The 18277-nt window shown below is 50.2% G+C and carries 15 protein-coding genes; 4 read left to right on the top strand and 11 right to left on the bottom strand.

Annotation, left to right across the window (positions count from 1 at the left end; all coding sequences use genetic code 11):
- The first annotated feature begins 867 nt into the window (after nucleotides 1-867).
- Nucleotides 868-3480 carry a TonB-dependent receptor gene (locus GGR07_RS08085; protein ID WP_034543473.1) on the top strand — a complete coding sequence of 871 codons (2613 nt, stop codon included), beginning with the start codon at nucleotides 868-870 and terminating at the stop codon, nucleotides 3478-3480.
- Here GGR07_RS08085 and GGR07_RS08080 read toward each other — a convergent pair.
- The 3 genes from GGR07_RS08080 to GGR07_RS08070 form a co-directional block, all read right to left on the bottom strand.
- Nucleotides 3468-3665: a hypothetical protein gene (locus GGR07_RS08080; RefSeq protein ID WP_034543474.1), complete on the bottom strand. Its 198-nt coding sequence runs from the start codon at nucleotides 3663-3665 to the stop codon at nucleotides 3468-3470. The genes GGR07_RS08085 and GGR07_RS08080 overlap by 13 nt on opposite strands.
- A gap of 483 nt (nucleotides 3666-4148) precedes the next feature.
- The gene (gene buk / locus GGR07_RS08075) at nucleotides 4149-5210 is read right to left on the bottom strand and encodes a butyrate kinase (protein WP_021645210.1); all 1062 of its coding nucleotides are present in this window, start codon (nucleotides 5208-5210) and stop codon (nucleotides 4149-4151) included.
- A 36-nt stretch (nucleotides 5211-5246) separates the two neighbouring features.
- Nucleotides 5247-6179, bottom strand: coding sequence for a phosphate acyltransferase (locus tag GGR07_RS08070; protein WP_021645209.1), 933 nt, complete (start codon nucleotides 6177-6179; stop codon nucleotides 5247-5249).
- Between the two features lie 185 nt (nucleotides 6180-6364).
- Here GGR07_RS08070 and GGR07_RS08065 point away from each other — a divergent pair, with 185 nt between their 5' ends.
- The 3 genes from GGR07_RS08065 to GGR07_RS08055 all read left to right on the top strand — a co-directional run bounded on the left by GGR07_RS08065 (nucleotide 6365) and on the right by GGR07_RS08055 (nucleotide 9889).
- A complete protein-coding gene (locus GGR07_RS08065) occupies nucleotides 6365-7300 on the top strand; it encodes a S66 peptidase family protein (protein ID WP_034543493.1) in 936 nt (311 codons plus the stop codon).
- A gap of 1047 nt (nucleotides 7301-8347) precedes the next feature.
- Nucleotides 8348-9343: a M20 family metallopeptidase gene (locus GGR07_RS08060; protein ID WP_034543494.1), complete on the top strand. Its 996-nt coding sequence runs from the start codon at nucleotides 8348-8350 to the stop codon at nucleotides 9341-9343.
- 114 nt (nucleotides 9344-9457) lie between these two features.
- Nucleotides 9458-9889: a SufE family protein gene (locus GGR07_RS08055; protein WP_027325190.1), complete on the top strand. Its 432-nt coding sequence runs from the start codon at nucleotides 9458-9460 to the stop codon at nucleotides 9887-9889.
- 251 nt (nucleotides 9890-10140) lie between these two features.
- On the opposite strand, the gene GGR07_RS08050 is transcribed toward GGR07_RS08055, so the two are convergent.
- From GGR07_RS08050 to GGR07_RS08015, 8 genes are all read right to left on the bottom strand, one after another.
- Nucleotides 10141-10353, bottom strand: a complete 213-nt coding sequence (locus GGR07_RS08050; RefSeq protein ID WP_021645203.1) for a helix-turn-helix domain-containing protein — start codon at nucleotides 10351-10353, stop codon at nucleotides 10141-10143.
- 54 nt (nucleotides 10354-10407) lie between these two features.
- Entirely contained in the window at nucleotides 10408-10554 is a 147-nt protein-coding gene (locus tag GGR07_RS08045) for a hypothetical protein (protein WP_021645202.1), read from the bottom strand.
- Between the two features lie 22 nt (nucleotides 10555-10576).
- Nucleotides 10577-11233 (bottom strand): DUF2975 domain-containing protein, encoded by a 657-nt coding sequence (locus GGR07_RS08040; protein ID WP_021645201.1) that lies wholly within the window; start codon nucleotides 11231-11233, stop codon nucleotides 10577-10579.
- A gap of 12 nt (nucleotides 11234-11245) precedes the next feature.
- Nucleotides 11246-12049 carry a CPBP family intramembrane glutamic endopeptidase gene (locus GGR07_RS08035; protein ID WP_034543477.1) on the bottom strand — a complete coding sequence of 268 codons (804 nt, stop codon included), beginning with the start codon at nucleotides 12047-12049 and terminating at the stop codon, nucleotides 11246-11248.
- Between the two features lie 556 nt (nucleotides 12050-12605).
- Complete coding sequence (gene ribF, locus GGR07_RS08030) at nucleotides 12606-13568, bottom strand: riboflavin biosynthesis protein RibF (RefSeq protein ID WP_021645197.1); 963 nt, start codon at nucleotides 13566-13568, stop codon at nucleotides 12606-12608.
- A gap of 4 nt (nucleotides 13569-13572) precedes the next feature.
- Nucleotides 13573-14205, bottom strand: a complete 633-nt coding sequence (locus GGR07_RS08025; RefSeq protein WP_021645196.1) for an HAD family hydrolase — start codon at nucleotides 14203-14205, stop codon at nucleotides 13573-13575.
- The gene (locus GGR07_RS08020) at nucleotides 14195-16906 is read right to left on the bottom strand and encodes a calcium-translocating P-type ATPase, PMCA-type (RefSeq protein WP_021645195.1); all 2712 of its coding nucleotides are present in this window, start codon (nucleotides 16904-16906) and stop codon (nucleotides 14195-14197) included. The genes GGR07_RS08025 and GGR07_RS08020 overlap by 11 nt, the downstream gene beginning before the upstream one ends.
- A 60-nt stretch (nucleotides 16907-16966) precedes the next feature.
- On the bottom strand, nucleotides 16967-18181 hold the full coding sequence (locus GGR07_RS08015; protein ID WP_051322495.1) for a sensor histidine kinase: 1215 nt from the start codon (nucleotides 18179-18181) through the stop codon (nucleotides 16967-16969).
- Nucleotides 18182-18277: the final 96 nt, after the last annotated feature.

Genomic DNA, 18277 nt, shown 5'->3' with positions numbered 1-18277 from the left:
AGTGTCAAAGTTAGTTCACTGCAACTCTTCTTTTCAAATATACACTTATATTTTTATTGGGATATTTAATACTGCAAATGTAAATGTGTCAAAACAAAAATGATCATCCCGAAAAGTTACAGATTGTAACTACCAAACTTAAAAGAGCCGTATCGAACTCTGTTTCGAGTAATGATACAGCTCTTTCTCTTGCTTTTTAGGATGCTCAAGTTTCAGATTAAAAGTTCTTCTTTGGTTTAATTTAGTTTTGACACATTTACATTTGTTTTTGTTGTAACGACCTGCCTTTTGTGGCTTCATCCTCAAATGCTTCTCGCCGTTCCGCTCCGTTCAGGCCGGGTGCAATAAGAGTGTCCGATTCCTTTCGCTGCGATTGGAAGTCCGCCACTCCGTATTCAGACAGATATACACCGGGTTCTTCCGCTGAGGGCCTTGTCCGTTTTCTCTTCTACATTCTCCGCTCTCTTCCTGAGATGTTGTTGTTTCACCGGTTCTGAATGAACTTTAGTGCGTCATTCTAAAAACTCTCTTCCTGAGATGCGGTTACTTCGCCCAAAGAGTTTCCCAGCAACGCTGCCGCTGAACCGATACTCTCTCTATCTCCGGCTTCTTTCCATCTGTGCAGCGAGATATTCTTCGTTGCTTTTAAGTTGCTGAGATAAAACCTTTTCTCCTTTACCTATTTATAGGTATGTCTCCTGAAGGCATCCTACCTATCTGTTGCTATTTTGCATGTTCTCTTTTAAACGGGTGATGCTGCAATACTTGTTCCTTCGTTAAAAAAACTATTTTTGCATCCGCAAACAAAAAAAGATCTTTTTAAATGGGAATCTTTACTTACAGAAAAACAACTTATTATAACTAAAAATGAAACGATTTGTTTTAGCAACACTGATGGCTTTTTTGGCCATGTCTTTCTTGCGTGCGGAAGGTGCTGATAAGAAAGTAAAGACCGATGCCAATATCATCGGACATGTCATTGAGGTTTCTACGGGCGATCATGTTCCCGGAGTGAGTATTTTCCTGAAAGGGACAACCATCGGTACCGTCTCCGACAATACGGGGCATTTCCGCCTGATGGATTTGCCGTTGGGCAAGAAAACGGTTGTGATGAAAGCTGTCGGCTACAAGACACAAGAGCAGGAAGTCGTACTCAAAAAAGGGGTTACGCTCGAGTTGAACTTCCATATTGAGGAGGATGTGGCCGCGCTCGATGCGGTAGTTGTTTCGGCCAACCGCAATGAGACTACCCGCCGTCTGGCTCCTACATTGGTGAACGTAATCGATACGAAGATGTTCGCTTGCGCCAATGCCAACAATCTTGCGCAGGGAATCGTCTTCCAACCGGGCGTGCGCGTGGAGAACAACTGCCAGAACTGCGGCTTCAACCAAGTGCGCATCAACGGTATGGACGGCCGCTATACACAGATTCTTATCGACTCTCGCCCCATCATGAGCGCCCTTGCCGGCGTGTACGGATTGGAACAGATTCCGACCAATATGATCGAACGCGTGGAGGTGGTGCGCGGAGGCGGTTCTGCGCTGTTCGGTTCGTCGGCCATTGCGGGGGTGCTGAATATCATCACCAAAGAGCCGGTAAGGAATTCTTTCACCGTGAACGAGTCGCTCGGGTTTACAGGCATGAAAGCCATTGATAACAATCTGTCTTTCAACGGGTCTATCGTAAGCGACGACCAGAGAGCCGGAGCCATGTTCTTCGGGCAGATGCGTTACCGCAATCCGTGGGACAAGAACGATGACGGGTTTTCCGAAATCGGTAAAATAGATTCGCGTTCGGTAGGCGCGCATGTTTTCCTGCGTACGTCCGATTACAGCCGGCTGACGGCAGAGGTGCACAGCATACAGGAGTTTCGCCGCGGCGGCGACCATGTGAAAGACGAATGGCCCGCACATGTGGCGGCAGTGGCCGAACAGATAGACCATAGCATCTATAGCGGTAACCTGAAATACGATCTGCGCTCTGCCGATTCGAAACATCATTTTCAGACTTACGCCTCGGCACAGCTTATCAGACGTAAGAGCTATTACGGCGGAATCGGCGAACTGGAGGCCGACGGCAAGCAGCTGGGCATATTGGGAAGCCCTGTGCCCCACGATATGTACGGCGATAATTACGGATTTACCAAAGGGCGTACGTATATGGGCGGCGTGCAATATTCGTACAACTTCGACAAACTTCTCTTCATGCCCGCCCAATTGCTGGTGGGAGCCGAATACACCCGCGACGAACTGAGCGACAATATGCCTATCCGCAGCTGGTATCCGGCAGTGGATGCCGACGGCAAACCCATCAAAGACGGCGGTAAATATATCCCACTGTATCCGGAGTTGGATCAACGCATCAACAACTGGAGCCAGTTTGCACAGCTCGAATGGAAGAACAACCGCTGGAGCCTGTTGCTGGGTGTGCGCGTGGACGAACATTCCGAAGTGGACGATGCCATCGTAAGCCCCCGCGCCACGTTGCGTTTCAATCCGGTAGAGGACATCAATCTCCGTGCCACTTATGCGAAAGGCTTCCGTGCCCCGCAAGTGTTCGATGAAGATTTGCACGTGGGCGTAGTGGGCGGAGAGGCTCAGAAGGTAGAGAACCGGAAAGGTTTGAATCCGGAGATAAGCCACGCCTTCAGCCTGAGCGCGGATATGTACCACCGCTTCGGAGAGGTGCAGGCAAACCTTCTGGTAGAAGGTTTCTATACCCGCTTGAAAGACGTGTTCACTTTGCAGGAACAAGCTGCAAAGGGTGACGGAATCAAACGCTACACTCGTGTGAACGGTAGCGGGGCCAAGATATTCGGCGCCAACATCGAAGGGAAACTGGCATTCCGCCGCGTTCAGTTGCAAGCGGGAATTACGCTGACCTCCAACAAATACGACGATGCGCAGGAATGGGGCGAACGTACAGCGCTTACTGACGGCACAGAGCCTAAGGCCGACGGATCGAACTTCAAGAAGATTGCCGACGGAGAAGACAAAGGCAAGTTCGAAAACGAGGCTCAGGCAGACAGAGCCATCACGCGCACACCGGATACGTACGGATACTTTACCTTCGGATGGAACCCGGTACGTCCCCTGAACATCGCCCTTACCGGAACATTCACCGGAAAGATGAAAACCCCTCATGCCATCGAGTGGGGAGTAGGCGCTGCCGAAACCGATATCGCAGCCATCAAAGCGGGCAAGCGTACAGCCGGATTTAACGACGGAACGGGCGACGATGCCGCTGCTCCCCGTTGGGACGAACTGGTCACCACGCCTTCATTCTTCGATCTGGGCGCGAAAGTATCTTATGATTTCCGCGTCACACAAGCCACAGCGCTTCAGTTGTATGCCGGAATGAGCAATATCTTCAATTCCTTCCAGAAGGATTTCGACCGTGGAGCCAGCCGCGACAGCGGATACATCTACGGTCCCACTCAACCGCGTTCATTCTACGTAGGTTGCCGTTACAGCTTCTGATGAACGGAGCCGTCCGGCGGGCGCAACGCTTTCCCGTCGGAGTGTGAGAAGAAGACCAAACAAGGCAGGGCATAGCGAACAATCGACAGATTCGCTATGCCCTGCTTCGTTTCGTTCGGCAGGAGTGTTTGCCGATGCCGGCAAGCGTGTCCGCCCATGAAAAGAGAATCGGGAAGTACCCCCATACTTCCCGATTCGAAATAGTCAATAATCGACCTTAATCAATTTATTAACTTAACAAACACCCTGCAAATATATGAGAAAAAATGAATGAAAAGATGTTTTTGCCCGAAAAGTTTCCGCAGAAAGGCATTACTGCCTGCACCGAGAAAGGAATGCGGGGGCGGTTGCACAGCCTGTTCCTCCTGCGCGGCCCGCGTGCTGTTGCGTCAGGTTCGTTTTCGGATGGCATTCCGGCGCATGCTTTTCCTTGTGGTCTTTCGTCTGGTGAAAACGTCAGATTATGGTTGTCTTGTTTTAAAATAGGTTCGACCGCAAACTTCCCTTATGTTTTCCAAGAGTTTCATCGAAGTGAAACAAAAGTTTCCCACCGGGGAAACTTTATTTTCCCAAGCGGGAAACTTTTGTTTCCCCAGTGGGAAACTAACCATTCTATTTATAGTTACCGGCGTAAAGATATATACATCGTCAATCCCGCCACGTTCCGTTTATTTATAGGTCTGTATGGGAAGTTCTCCTTTCAATGCGCCGATGGCATTCATCGCCAGCGCTTCCATCTCGTCTTCGCCCGGATAGACCGCCACCGGAGCCAGAAACGAGATGCGCTCTTTCAAACGGCTGATGACATACTCCGAATAGGCGATGCCGCCTGTGAGCAGAATGGCGTCGACTTTGCCGTAAAGCGCGGTAGCCGCGCCTCCGATGGTTTTGGCAATGTTGTAAATCATGGCGTCTATCACCAGCTCCGCTTTCTTGTCGCCCGCTTCGATGGCTTTCACAATGGCGGCCACGTCGGTCGTGCCTAAGTGAGCGGCCAACCCCGCGCGTCCGGCAATGCGCTTTTTCAGTTCGTCTTTCGTGAACTTCCCGCTGAAGCAAAGGTCGATGAGCTGCCCTGCCGGAAGCGTTCCTGCCCGTTCGGGCGAGAAAGGTCCTTCGCCGTCGAGGGCGTTGTTGGCATCGATGGCCTTCCCGTGGCGATGAGCCGCTACGGAAATGCCTCCGCCCAAATGACAGATGACGAGATTAAGCTTTTCGTATGTGGTGCCCTGCTCTTTGGCGTAGCGGCGGGCAATGGCCTTTTGGTTCAACGCGTGCCAGATGGTGATGCGGGGCAATAGCGGCGAACCCGTCAGCCGGGCACGTTCGTCCAGTTCGTCCACCACTCCCGGATCGGCGATGAAGGCGGGACAACCGGGAAGCGAAGCGGCGAGCTCGTCGGCAATCAGTCCTCCCAGATTGCAGGCGTGTGTCCGCATGGCATGCTTCGTATCTTCTTTCAACACATCGTTTACCCGGTACACTCCGCCGGGTATCGGTTTCACCAAGCCGCCGCGTCCGATGACGGCATCGAACTCGAAAGGGATGCCGTTCTTTTCGAGTTCCTGCAAAACGAGCGACTTGCGGAATTCAAACTGGTCGATCACTTCGGGGAAGCGCGAAAGTTCCTCTATCGTGTGACGGATGTTGCTCACTAAAACCGGATTTTGATCTTCGTATACGGCTATTTTCGTCGAGGTGGAGCCGGGGTTGATGGCCAGAATCTTCATAATGCGTAAATGACGGGTTAGTATGAACGGTTGGGGTTATTTCTTTTTCTCGCATTCGCAACTTGCCGCTTGCAGGCACGCCATGGCGATGCTGTTGTACTTCGACAGTCCTGAATCGCTGCGCGAAGTGACTACTACCGGGCAGACAGGGCCTTGCAGTATCCCCGCCATCTCGGCTTTGGCAAACAGCGATACGGATTTGTAGAACGTATTGCCCGATTCGATGTTCGGGAAGATCAGCACGTCCGCTTGTCCGTTGATGGGCGACGCGATGCCCTTGATGTCTCCGCTGGCTTGTTCGCACGAAGTGCGCACGTCGAGAGGCCCGTCGATGATAACGTTTCCGAACTCGCCCGCTTCCGCCAGCTCGACAATGTTCACATAGTCCAGCGAGTTGGGGAATTTGGCGCTCACCTTTTCGGTGAAGTGGATAAGCGAAACGCGCGGCTGCTCGATTCCGAAATGCCGGCAGGTGCAGATGGCATACCATATCATCTCGATGCGCTGTTGCAGCGTGGGGCGCGGAATCACCGCCGCGTCGGAGAAGAAAAGCAGTTTGTGGTAAGAGGGAATTTCCATCACCGCCAGATGAGTCAGTATCTTGCCTTTGGGAAGAATCCCTTTCTCCTTGTCGAGTATGGCATGCAGCAGGTTGTCTGTATTGATGAGGCCCTTCATCAGGATGTCCGCCCCGCCTTCGCGAACGATGCGCACGGCTTCTCGTGCGGCTTCGTCGGGGTCTTCTATATGAACGGTTTTTACGTATTGGGGATATTTCTTGAGCGTGGCAAACCTGTCGGCTACCGACGAGTCGCCTACCATGATGAATTCCGCAATCCCTTCTTCCAAAGCGCGCGATATGGCGTATTCGGTATGGGAGTCGTTGGCGCAAACCACAACGATGCGCTGCCTGCGGTTTTGCTTCTTTAAGTATTCTGTTAGCTGGGCAAAGTTTCGAATGGGTTCCATAACGTTAGATTTTCAGCAAATATCTAAAAAATGATTGAGATAATCACGATGGGAACTCGAAAAAATGCGTATGTTTGATAACTTTTTGTTAGTTTCTGCCGTTTTGCCCTGTGAATATGCGAGGCGAACGGTTTTTTCGTGTATTTTTGCAAGAAGTATTTTTCCTTCTAAAAATAAGATTAAGTATGGATATGCTGTTTCCTCCTTTCTTGCAGGAAGGAGATGCGGTGATGATTGTTTCGCCGTCGAGCAAGGTAGACAACCGGTTTTTGAAAGGAGCCAAGAAGCGGTTGGAGTCGTGGGGACTGAAGGTGCTGATGGGGAAGCATGCCGGAGGAGACTCCGGGAAGTATGCCGGAACCGTCCGTCAACGCCTGAGGGACTTTCAGCGGGCTATGGACGATCCGAAGGTGAAGGCGGTGTTTTGCAGCAGGGGAGGTTACGGAGCCGTGCATCTGATCGACAAGATCGACTTCACGGCTTTCCGTCAATCTCCGAAATGGCTGATCGGATTCAGCGACATCACTGCGTTGCACAATCTGTTTCAAGCCAACGGATACGCTTCGCTGCATGCGCTCATGGCGCGTCACCTTGCCGTTGAGCCGGAGGATGACCCCTGCACCCTGCATTTGAAGCATATTTTGTTCGGCGAACTTCCCTTGTATACTTGCGAGAAGCATCGCCTGAACAGGAAGGGCACGGCGAGAGGAGTGCTGCGCGGAGGAAACATGGCGGTGGCTTACGGGCTTCGCGGCACTCCGTACGACATTCCCGCCGAAGGAACGGTGCTGTTTCTCGAAGACATCGGCGAACGTCCCCATGCTGTGGAGCGGATGATGTATAACCTGAAACTGGGGGGAGTGCTCGGGAAACTCTCGGGGCTGATTATCGGTCAGTTTACCGAGTACGAAGAAGACCGTTCGCTGGGTAAAGAGCTGTATGCGGCGTTGGCGGATCTGGTGAAAGAGTACGATTATCCCGTCTGCTTCGGCTTTCCGGTGGGGCACGTCACCCGTAACTTCCCGCTTGTCAACGGCGCCGATGTGGAGTTTACGGTCGGCAGGCAAGGAGTGGAGTTGAAGTTTGTCGGCGATGAAAGAATGTCTCCAAGTATGCCTTGACCTTCACATAGAGAGGTGGAGTTGAAGTTTGTGTGCGATAAAAACTTTTGTTTGGGTTGGCAACGCTTTAAATGACGCAGGTGGGATTGAACTTGTTTGCGATGAAAGCCGTAATGAGGAAGTGATTGGCGCCACTGCCCGTTGAAATATTGTAAGGCTCTATTGCTTGCGGAGCGTTTTCTTTCATGGCGTAATGCAGTCTGCCCGTTGAAATACTGTGGGCCTTATGGCCTTCGGAGCGTTCCCTTTCATGGCGTAATGCAGTCTTCCCGTTGAAATACTGTGTGCTCCTATAGCCTTCGGAGTGTTTTCTTTCAGGGCGTAATGCAGTCTTCCCGTTGAAATACTGTGTGCTCCTATAGCCTTCGGAGTGTTTTCTTTCAGGGCGTAATGCAGTCTTCCCGTTGAAACATTGTAGCGTTTTATTTCCGGGTAAAGCTGTGAGGAAAAGGTCGATGGTTCCTTGTTTGTTGAGGCGAAGTTGCTGTTTATTGTTAATAAAACACTCCGTTCGAGTGATGCTTTGACAAAAATCGCTAAATTTGAAGTCTTAACAGAAAAAACAGAGGCTCCGAACAGATGAAGCGGAGTTTCCGACCGGATGGAACAGAGTTTCCTAACGGATGAAGCGGAGCTCTCAAACAGAAGCAGTGGAGTCTCCAAACGGATGAAGCAAAGTTTCCTAACAGATGAAACGGAGTTCTCAAACAGATGCAGCGGAGTTTCCGAACAGATGAAGCAAAGTTTCCTAACGGATGAAGCGGAGCTCTTAAACAGATGCAGTGGAGTCTCCAAACGGATGCAGCAGAGTTTCCGAACAGATGAAGCAGAGTTTTCAAACAGATGTAGTGAGTTTCCTGACGGATGCAGTGGAGCCTCCGAACGAGTGAAACAGAGCCTTCAAACAGATGAAACAGAGCCTTCAAACAGATGAAACAGAGCCTTCAAACAGATGAAACAGAGCCTCTGAATAAACGAAACAGAAGCGCTGAACAACTGAAACAGAGCCTCTGAATAACCCGAAAGTATTAACACAAAAATATGAAAATGAATAAGATGTTTATCATGTCCTTGCTCAGTTCTTTCTTGTTCCTGTCGGCATTCTCGTGCGGAGGAGGAACAAAGACGGGGACTGCGGATAAGGCAAACGGAGAGACGGCGGTCAGCGTCCCCCTGTTCGATGCGGATAGCGCCTATTTGTACATAAAGAGTCAGGTGGATTTCGGTCCACGCGTGCCCAATACCAAAGGGCATGTGGCTTGCGGCAACTATCTGGCGAGCCGGCTGGAGAAGCTTGGCGCGCAAGTAACCAACCAATACGCCGACCTCATTGCTTACGACGGCACTCTGCTGAAGGCACGCAACATCATCGGTTCTTACAAGCCCGAGACTAAAAAGCGAATCGCGCTCTTTGCCCATTGGGATACACGCCCTTGGGCGGACAACGACCCCGACGAGAAGCATCACCGCACTCCTATTCTGGGAGCCAACGACGGCGCGAGCGGGGTGGGGGTTCTGCTCGAAATTGCCCGACTCATCAATCAGAACCAACCGGAGCTGGGGATCGACATTATCTTTCTGGATGCCGAAGACTATGGAGCTCCGCAATTCTACGAAGGAGAGCACCGCGAGGATGCTTGGTGCCTCGGAGCGCAATATTGGGCACGCAATCCGCACGTGCAGGGATATAACGCCCGTTTCGGAATCCTGCTCGACATGGTGGGCGGTGAAGGAAGTGTTTTCCTCAAAGAGGGCTACTCCGAGCATTTTGCCGCCGATATAAACAAGAAGGTGTGGAAAGCTGCCAAAAGGCTGGGCTACGGCAAAACGTTTGTCAACGAACCGGGAGGCTCCGTCACCGACGACCATTTGTTCGTCAACCGCTTGGCGCGCATCAAGACCATCGATATCGTTCCCTACCATCCCGAAGGAAGTTTCACCCCCACATGGCACACCGTGAACGACACGATGGAGCATATCGATAAGAACACGCTGAAGGCAGTGGGGCAGACTGTGCTTGAGGTTATTTACAACGAGAAATAAAAAATGGTGTCAAGAAGAGTCTTTGCGTCAACAGAGAAAAGGACGGTTATTTACAACGAGAAATAAAGAATGGCGCAATGCCGTGCGTTAATATATGAAAACGTTAGATTAGCAATGACGATTAATGAATTACAGGATGAAGTGATTGCGGAGTTCAGCGACTTCGACGATTGGATGGACCGCTACCAGTTGCTTATCGATCTGGGCAACGAGCAAGAGCCGCTGGAAGATAAGTATAAGACCGGGCAAAACCTGATTGAGGGTTGCCAGAGCCGGGTATGGCTTCAGGCCGATGAAGTGGACGGTAAGATAGTGTTCAAGGCAGAAAGCGATGCCTTGATCGTAAAGGGCATCATAGCCTTGCTGATTAAAGTGCTTTCGGGTCATACGCCCGATGAAATCCTGAACGCCGATCTTTACTTTATCGATAAAATCGGACTGAAAGAACATCTTTCGCCCACCCGTAGCAACGGTCTGCTCTCGATGGTGAAACAGATACGCATGTATGCGTTGGCGTTCAAGGCAAAAGGGGGAGCAGCCAAATAGATACCGGCCGCAATGCCTTTATCTCCTTTGCATCGCTTATGAATGAAGCTGAAGCGAAAAGTTGTTATGCTTTAAAAGTAATCCCGCCAATGGCGAGACTCCTTTTTCCCGAATATTCTTTCGGAAAGCGTAGTGATTTGCGCACAGTTCCCGATAAGGTTTTTAGCGGTGATTTTGCGCTTTATAAACAACCTTGTAGCCATCCCTTTCTTTCATTCATCCTTTGTTTGCGGTCGCTTCGTCCGGCGTTCTCAAGGTTTCTCCTCACGGTATTCCAGAATGTCTCCGGGCTGGCAATCCAGCTCTTTGCAGATGGCTTCGAGGGTGGAGAAACGGATGGCTTTGGCTTTCCCCGTTTTCAGTATGGATAGATTGGCGGGAGTAATATCGATTCTCTCCGCCAATTCGCCCAGCGAAATCTTTCGCCGCGCCATCATTATGTCAAGGTTTACTATTATAGCCATAAACTCTTTTTTTACTTTTTTACTTACTGCGTCCGGGCACTTCCTGCCGGCATGTCATCGTTCGTCTACTGCTCCGTCGCGTACGACATCCTTGTCTTCTGTATCTTTCCTGCCGGTATGGCATCGTTCGTTTGCTGTATCCGCGCTTCTGTCCGGTTCGTCGGTGCCGTTTGCCGGACAGAGATGTATCGCTACCGACACGGAGTTCCTTCTCCGGTGTACGTCAAATGGTAAGCTCCTGCTCTTCCTTTATCTTCAGCCCGATCGAAAAACTCTCCGCCACTACGAGGCAGGCGAGTCCCAACAGCAAGTCGGTCAGCTCGATGGCATAAGGAGTGATTATGTATTTGTCGAGTGCGAGAATCTCTTTCAGATCCCGGTAGTTGGCAATCTGCGGAATGAGGTAGCACGCGAAAGAGACAATGAGCAGCCCTCCCAGCCACCGCAACCGGCGCACGTTCTTCCATTCGAAAATCTGCGAGCGGTTGATGTCCAGAATCAGCAGGATGAAGAATATTAACGCGGCAACGCCCGATGCGATGCCGATTAACGAACAACAGGCGTTTACTATCACGTAGGGGTAGCTTATGCCTTTCCCCACGCGAACCGCCATCTGGGTGTGAACGACCGGCAAACTCTCCCCGCTTTTGGCGTTGATGATACTGTCCGGTTTCCATACGGCAGTGGAGGGAATCAGGTCTACGATGCGTAAATCTCCCGCGAATACCGCTTCTTTACTTTGCTCCGGAATGTCCCGTCTTTCTTTTGCGATGCTTATTCCGGCATGTATGCCCATCCCGAATATGTATCCTTTGGTGTACAACGAAGCTCCCAAAGTGATAAATATCAGTATGCAAAGAATGTTGAGTCTCTTTTTCATCGCTATCAAGTTTTAGTTGGTTGGTTCCGTTTCTTGCTTCCACGGGTATGCCACGCTTGTCCGGCGCATGCGTAAAAGCGCGCCTGCCAGTATGACGGCGGCTGCCGAAACAATGATGAAGTATGTGGAAGTGCCGGCAATGTCGCCCAGACTTTCCGCTTCGGGGTATCGGGCCATGAGGTAAACCGACAAGGAGTTGTTGACGATGTGCATCAGTATGCAGGGAATCAGGCTGGCTGTCTTGTAATACGTCCACGCCAGCAAAGCGCCCAATAGAAATGCGGGAAGCATCTGCGCGGGGTTGAGGTGGAACACGGCGAACAGCAGTGAGGAGATGAGGATGGCTTTCGTGGGGCTGTATTGTTTAAGCAGGGCTTTCAGTACGGCTCCTCTGAACACCAGCTCTTCTACCGTGGGGCCTATGATGGCGATGGCAAGAATGCCTCCCCATCCGGATGAAAGAATGTCGAAAGCTTGCTCCATGATGTTGGGAATGCCTTTCATCAATTCGGTAATAGCCGTTACAACCACTCCGCACGACAGAATAGCCAGTACGCTGAGCCCGAGGTAAGAAACCGACACAGGCGACCATGTGCTTCTCTCTTTGCCGATGTAACCCGCTTTCCATAGATAAAGCGCCATCAACAACTGCCCTGCCAGTTGCGCCGGAATCAGAATCGTTTGCATGACGGCCGCCTGGCTTACCGGCTGTGAAGTGCTCAGCAGGTAGAATATATATGGAATAACGATTACGAGAGGCGCCACGATTTGCGCCAGAAGAAAGTTTATCAAAACGATTTTAATGGCTGTTTTCATATTTTTTTGCTGATTTTTTACACTTAGGTTTGTTCGCTCCCGGTCTTGCTCATGTCACGCACTTGTGACATGACTGCATATAAACATGGCAACCATGGAAATCGATATGACTAATATCGATATGCTCATCAATGCTTTTTTCATAATACGTTGCTTTTATAATCGTTGTTACTTAAAGAAATTATTATTGTTTATCGGTGGTTATCTATCGTTTATCGATATGCAAAGGTAGCGTTTATGTTTTAATATCCAAGCGATAAACGATATTTTTTTATTGTTTATCGATAAATACGGATACAGGTTCGGCTTCTCCGCCGATTGAAAGAGTGGTTATCGTTTGAGAATAAGACAGGCAAAAAGCCGAAAGCAATTGTTCCGGTCCGGTTAAAAGAGTGGTTATCATTTGAAAATGGATATGTGGAAAGTTGTGTCGATATAGCTTTCACTCTTCTGTGTCGACCGGAGAGACCGGCAGTACGATCAGGTAGAAAGTTATCCCAATACGGTCTCTACGTTGTAGGCGTACGTCTGAATAAAAAACCGGCAGCGTAGAAAGTTATCCCAATATGGCTTCCACCTCTTCGGCATCCTTATGGAGCCGGGCGATAAGCTCGTCGATGGTGTCGAACTTCAGTTCGGGACGCGTACGCTTGACGAACGTCAGCCGGATGGACTTGTCGTAGATATCGGAATAAAAATGAAGAATATTCACCTCGATGGTGCGATGAGGCCCGTTGCCGATGGTGGGACGTACGCCTATGTTCAGCATTCCTTTGTACCTTTTCCCGTCGAAATCTACCCATACGGCATACACTCCGTCGGCAGGAACCAGCTTGTCGGGGTTGTCTACGCTCAGGTTGGCGGTGGGAAAGCCGATTTTTCTTCCTATCCGGTAGCCGCCTACCACTATTCCGTTCATGAAATATTGGTATCCCAGACTGCGTGCTGCCGTATCTACTTCGCCTTGCCGCAAAAGATTCCGGATGAGCGAGGAACTTACCGGCGTCTCACCGCCGGGCGACGCTTGTCTGCAACTGTCCGAACCGATATCCGCGGTGCAGGCAGAGGCTTGTATCACATCCATACCGATGGCTTTTCCGTAACGTACATAGTCGTCGAACCCGTCTCTGCGGTCGCGTCCGAAGCGGTGGTCGTATCCTATGACGAGGCATTCCACCCGGAAGCGTTCTTTCAGTATGTGCGTCATAAACTCTTCGGCGGTGAGGCTTGCCACTTGGGGCGTGAAGTCGAGCATCAGGCAATAATCCACTCCGGTTTCGCTCAACAGGCTTCTCCTTTCTTCGGGGGTGTTCAACAGCTCCGGGCGGTAATCGCTCTGCATCACCTTGCGGGGATGAATCGGAAAGGTGATCAGTGCGGAGCGCAATCCTCTGCTTGCCGCTATCTCTCTCACCTGCCTGATAAGGTAACGGTGTCCTGTGTGTACTCCGTCGAAAAAACCGATGGTCGCCACACAAGGTTCGGGAGGAAAAGCCGATATGTCGTTTATGACTTGCATGTTCTTATATTCTTTTTTGTTCGGGGAACAGGTGGCTCCAGTTTTCTCCGGCTTGCGGAGTATAGGTCGATATGCCCAGCTCCTGAGCCATCCGGCAGTTCTCTTTCGAATCGTCGATGAAGAGCGTTTCCTTCGGGTCGATGCCCGCATCCTCGATAACCGCTTTGAAAATACCGGCTTCGGGCTTTGCCATTTTCATCTCGAATGAGAGATATATTTTTTCGAAATAGTCTTTCGCCTGAAAGGCGCGATAGGGGAAAGCGTGCCGGCATGCCCATTCCCAATGTATCTCGTTCGTGTTGCTGAGCAGGTAGACTACATATTTCTCGCGGAGCTTCAGCAGCAAGTCGAGCTTATAAGTAGGTATGTCTACCAAGAAGCTGTTCCATGCTTCGTCTATCTGCTCGTCCGTCAGTTTTTTGCCTGTCATTTCGCGAACGCCTTCCCGAAATTCGGCGGGAGTGATCAATCCTTTTTCGTATTGCAGGAAGAGTCCCTGCTGGTGATAAATGTTGAGCATGTCTTCTATGTGCTCGAACCCCAGTTTTTTAAAGTTGTCAATGCATCGTTGGCGGTCAAGATCGATCAGTACGCCGCCGAAATCGATAAGAAGGTTTTTAATTCCTTTACTTTTCATTTTTATTTGTTTGTCTAAATGATATACGTTGAATGAGGCGGATGAGTTCTCCTACCCATAACACCATGGAAGAAACGCCCGCCACCCAGAGCCATGTTTGCCAACTGAGCGGTACGGTGCGGAATACAGCTCCGCCGAACTGCACGATTAAGAATTGTCCGATCAGGATAATGAGTACGACCAACTCCATGCCGTACGACTTGGAAAGCCCCTTGAATGCTGAGTCGGAAGTACCGAACACGCGCACGTTGAAGAGGTTCCAGAATTGAAGCATCACGAAGAAAGTGAAGAAAACCGTGAGCCGGTAGATGGTCATTCCCTGATCGCTGTAAGTGAAATGGTAAATCATGCCCAACAGCACGATGAGGAAAAGAGTTCCCACTCCTATGATGTAGTTGCGCATGGGGCGTGTGATGATGAAGTCGCTGCTCCGGCGCGGCTTTTCGCGCATTACCTTCTCGCTGGGAGGAATCGAAGCCAGTGCCAGAGCGGCGAAGGTGTCCATGATCAGGTTCACCCACAGCATTTGCGTAACGGTGAGCGGAAGTTCCGTACCGATGACGGATCCGAGCAAGACAATCAGCAAGGCGACAAAGTTGATGGTCAGCTGGAAAACGATGAACCGCTGGATGTTTTTATAGAGCGAACGTCCCCACATTACTGCCGTTCCGATGCTGTTGAACGAATCGTCGAGCAGGGTGATGTCGCTCGCTTCTTTCGCTACCGAAGTTCCTGTGCCCATAGAGAGCCCCACTTGGGCATGGTTTAAAGCGGGCGCGTCGTTCGTTCCGTCGCCTGTTACGGCTACCACCGCCCCGTTTTGTTGGAGCAGCTGCACCAACCGCTGTTTGTCCGTAGGCCGTGCGCGCGACATGATTTTGATGTCTTTCACCCGTTCCAGCGCCTCTTTGTCGCTCAGCTCCGCAAACCGGATACCGGTAATCGAGTTGTTTTCGTTGTCCGTCTCCGGATCCCAAAGCCCTATTTGCCGGGCAATTTCCCTTGCTGTGCCGGGAGTGTCGCCGGTTACTATCTTGATTCCGATACCCGCCGCCCGGCATTTGTGTACCGCTGCCGAAACATCCGGACGGATAGGGTCGGAGATGGCCACTATCCCTAAGAAACTTAGGTCGCCTCCCGATGAAAGGGCAGCACAGTCGTCGGGTTCGTTCCCGTCTACTATTTTGAATGCGAATCCGAGCGTCCGCATCGCCATATTCTGATACTCTTGCAATTGCTTTTCTATCGTCGAACGGTATTCCGACACCTCTACCCGCTTCCCGTTCAATACCACATCTTGGCATTTGTCGAGCACGATTTCGGGAGCTCCTTTCATATAGAACACCTTTTTCCCCAGCAGCGGCGAATCGGCCAGTGTCGCCATGAATTTCCGTTCAGTAGAGAAAGTCAATTGGTCGATGATGCGGGATTCTTCGCGAAGTTCGAGGTAATTGCGTCCCTGCCGGTGGAGCCAGAGCAGCAAAGCCACCTCCGTCGGGTTTCCCACGCCTTTAGGCTTCCATTGTCCTTCGGTTTCTTCCAAAAAGGCGGTGGAGTTCGCGCTGATCCCTTCGGCGATGAGGTTGCTCACCTCATCGTTATCGACCAGTTTCCCGGTAACGCCCAGTGCATAGAAACTCGGTTCGTACACCTGCATCTGGTTTTGGGTCAGCGTGCCTGTCTTGTCGGTACAGATCACCGTGATGGCTCCCATCGTTTCGCAAGCGTGCATCTTTCTCACCAGATTGTTGGTAGACAGCATGCGGCGCATGTTCAGAGCCAGACTGAGGGTGACGCTCATCGGCAAGCCTTCGGGCACAGCCACTACAATCAGCGTGACCGCCATCATAAAGTAGTTGAGGGTTCGTTCCAAAACCGGCAACCAGTCGTGCCAACCGTTCAGTGCGGCGAAGTCGTAGTGAAGCAATACGTCTTTGATGAAGAAAGCAAGGAAAGCCAGCAAAGCGACGGTGAAACCGATCTTCCCGATCAGGTTCGCCAGCCGTGTGAGCTGTATGTTCAACGGAGTCTGTTCCAGCGGCTGTTCCGTACTTTGGCGGGCCACTTTGCCTATCTCGGTGGCATCTCCCACATGAGTTACGCGCATCGTTCCGTGTCCGTCCACTACGGTAGTGCCGCGCATCACTAAATTGGAGGAGTAAGTAGCCTCTTTATCGAAGTTTTCTTTGATGATGGTTTTCCCGGTAACCGGTTCGCCGGTGAGGTTCGACTCGTTCACTTGCATGGAGATGGCCTCCAACAACTCTCCGTCGGCGGGAATCTCCTCGCCCGTTTCCAAAATGACGATATCGCCTGTGACAATGTCTTTGCGCGGCACTTCCTGTATCCGTCCGCTGCGTATCACTTTCACGGGAGTCTCTTCGTTGACGGCATTCAGCAGGTCGAACTTTTTATTGGCGTCGTATTCGAAAAAGAAACCGATGCCCGTAGCCAGCAGGATGGCGGCTATGATTCCGATGGTTTCGGCATATTCGTTTTCTATCAAGGAGATGATCAACGACAGTACGGCTGCTATCAGCAAGACGCGCACAATCGGGTCTTCGAACTTTTCAAGATAAAGCTTCCAAAGAGAAGGACGCTTGGGGGGTGTCAGCAGATTTATACCATTTTCTCTCCTGCTTTGCAGGACTTCATTCTCTGTAAGACCTAAATGATAATAATCCTCTTTTTTTGCACTCATGCAGATACATGCGTTTAGTTAGGAATGCAAAAGTACAATATTAAATTGTGATATAGCTTTTTAATTAAAACTTTTTAGGAAGTTACTCCCTTCTGTTAAATCGCAATCCGGACAGAGAGGCAAGGTGAACCAAAATGTCGATCCTTTTCCGATTTCGGATTCGACGCCAATCCTTCCACCCAATTTGTTAACGATACCTTTGGATATGGCCAGCCCCAGTCCCGTACCGTTTTTCTCCTCTTTGTTCAGTTTTACAAACCGTTCGAATATATCTTGAAGTTTGTCTTGAGGAATTCCCGAACCGGTGTCGCTTACGTAGAAGTAAAGCTCATTCTCTTTCGATTGATAGCCTATGCGGATATTTCCCGCCTCGGTGAATTTTATGGCATTCGCTATAAAGTTGGACAACACTTGAATAAGCCGGTTCTGATCGGTCTTTATCAGGCACGCCGATAGCCCGGGTTCGGTAATGATTTCTATTTTATTGTTTTTTTCAGTGTGGGCTATTCTCATTTGAAAGAGTTGGCGCAAGTCGGAGAGCAATTGGTTGACGTCTATATTCGTATAAGTGAAATCGATGGTTCCGGCTTCTATCTTTGAGAGGTCGAGAATGTCGTTTACCAGTTGCAGCAAGAGGTCGGCATTCATTTTTATGATCTCTTTGTACTGTATCTTTTCTTCTTCAACGTTTGTGTAGCTCAATATTTCAGAAAATCCTGTAATGGCATTGATCGGTGTACGGATTTCGTGGCTCATATTGGCGAGGAAGACAGATTTCGACAAATTCGCTTTTTCCGCTTTTTCTTTCGCTATTTTGAGTTCTTCCTCAGTTCTTTTTTGCTTGGTTACGTCATGAACAGTGATTACCATGTTTTCTTCTCCGTCGAGCAACAGGTATGTGCCCGATATGACGGTGTTGCATGTTGTTTCTTGATTGCCGTTTAGCTTTAACTCTACGGTAGCTTCGAGATCGGAAAAGCTCTTTTTCTCTTCGAACGCTTTGAGGGTGGTCTGGCGTATGGGGCAGGAGGCGCAGAAGGGGTGAGTTCCGCAGCCGCTTTTGGATGATAGGGCGTTCCGGCATTGCAGCAGATCGCCTACTTTCTTCTCCTCTTGTGTCTTTAACGTGCCTGTTCGCTCGTAATAGTTGGTATGGAGAACCGTAAGTTCTTTGTTTACCAGCAAGATAAAAGCGTGTATGTTTTTAAAGATAGCGTTGTTGATATGATTGGCGCTTTTCAGTTTGTTCGATTCCAAGGCTAATGATTGCTGTATTTGTCGTTTTCGTTTTATTTCGAACAACATGCCTGTTAATAGAATAACAGACAAAGTGACAGCTATAATTTGTAATGCCATAAGGTTTATGTTAAT

It is taken from the genome of Bacteroides pyogenes (assembly GCF_014196225.1).
In the GTDB taxonomy this organism is placed as follows: domain Bacteria; phylum Bacteroidota; class Bacteroidia; order Bacteroidales; family Bacteroidaceae; genus Bacteroides; species Bacteroides pyogenes_A.
Note: the sequence above shows the minus strand (reverse complement) of the source record. Positions and strands in the feature narration are given on the sequence as shown.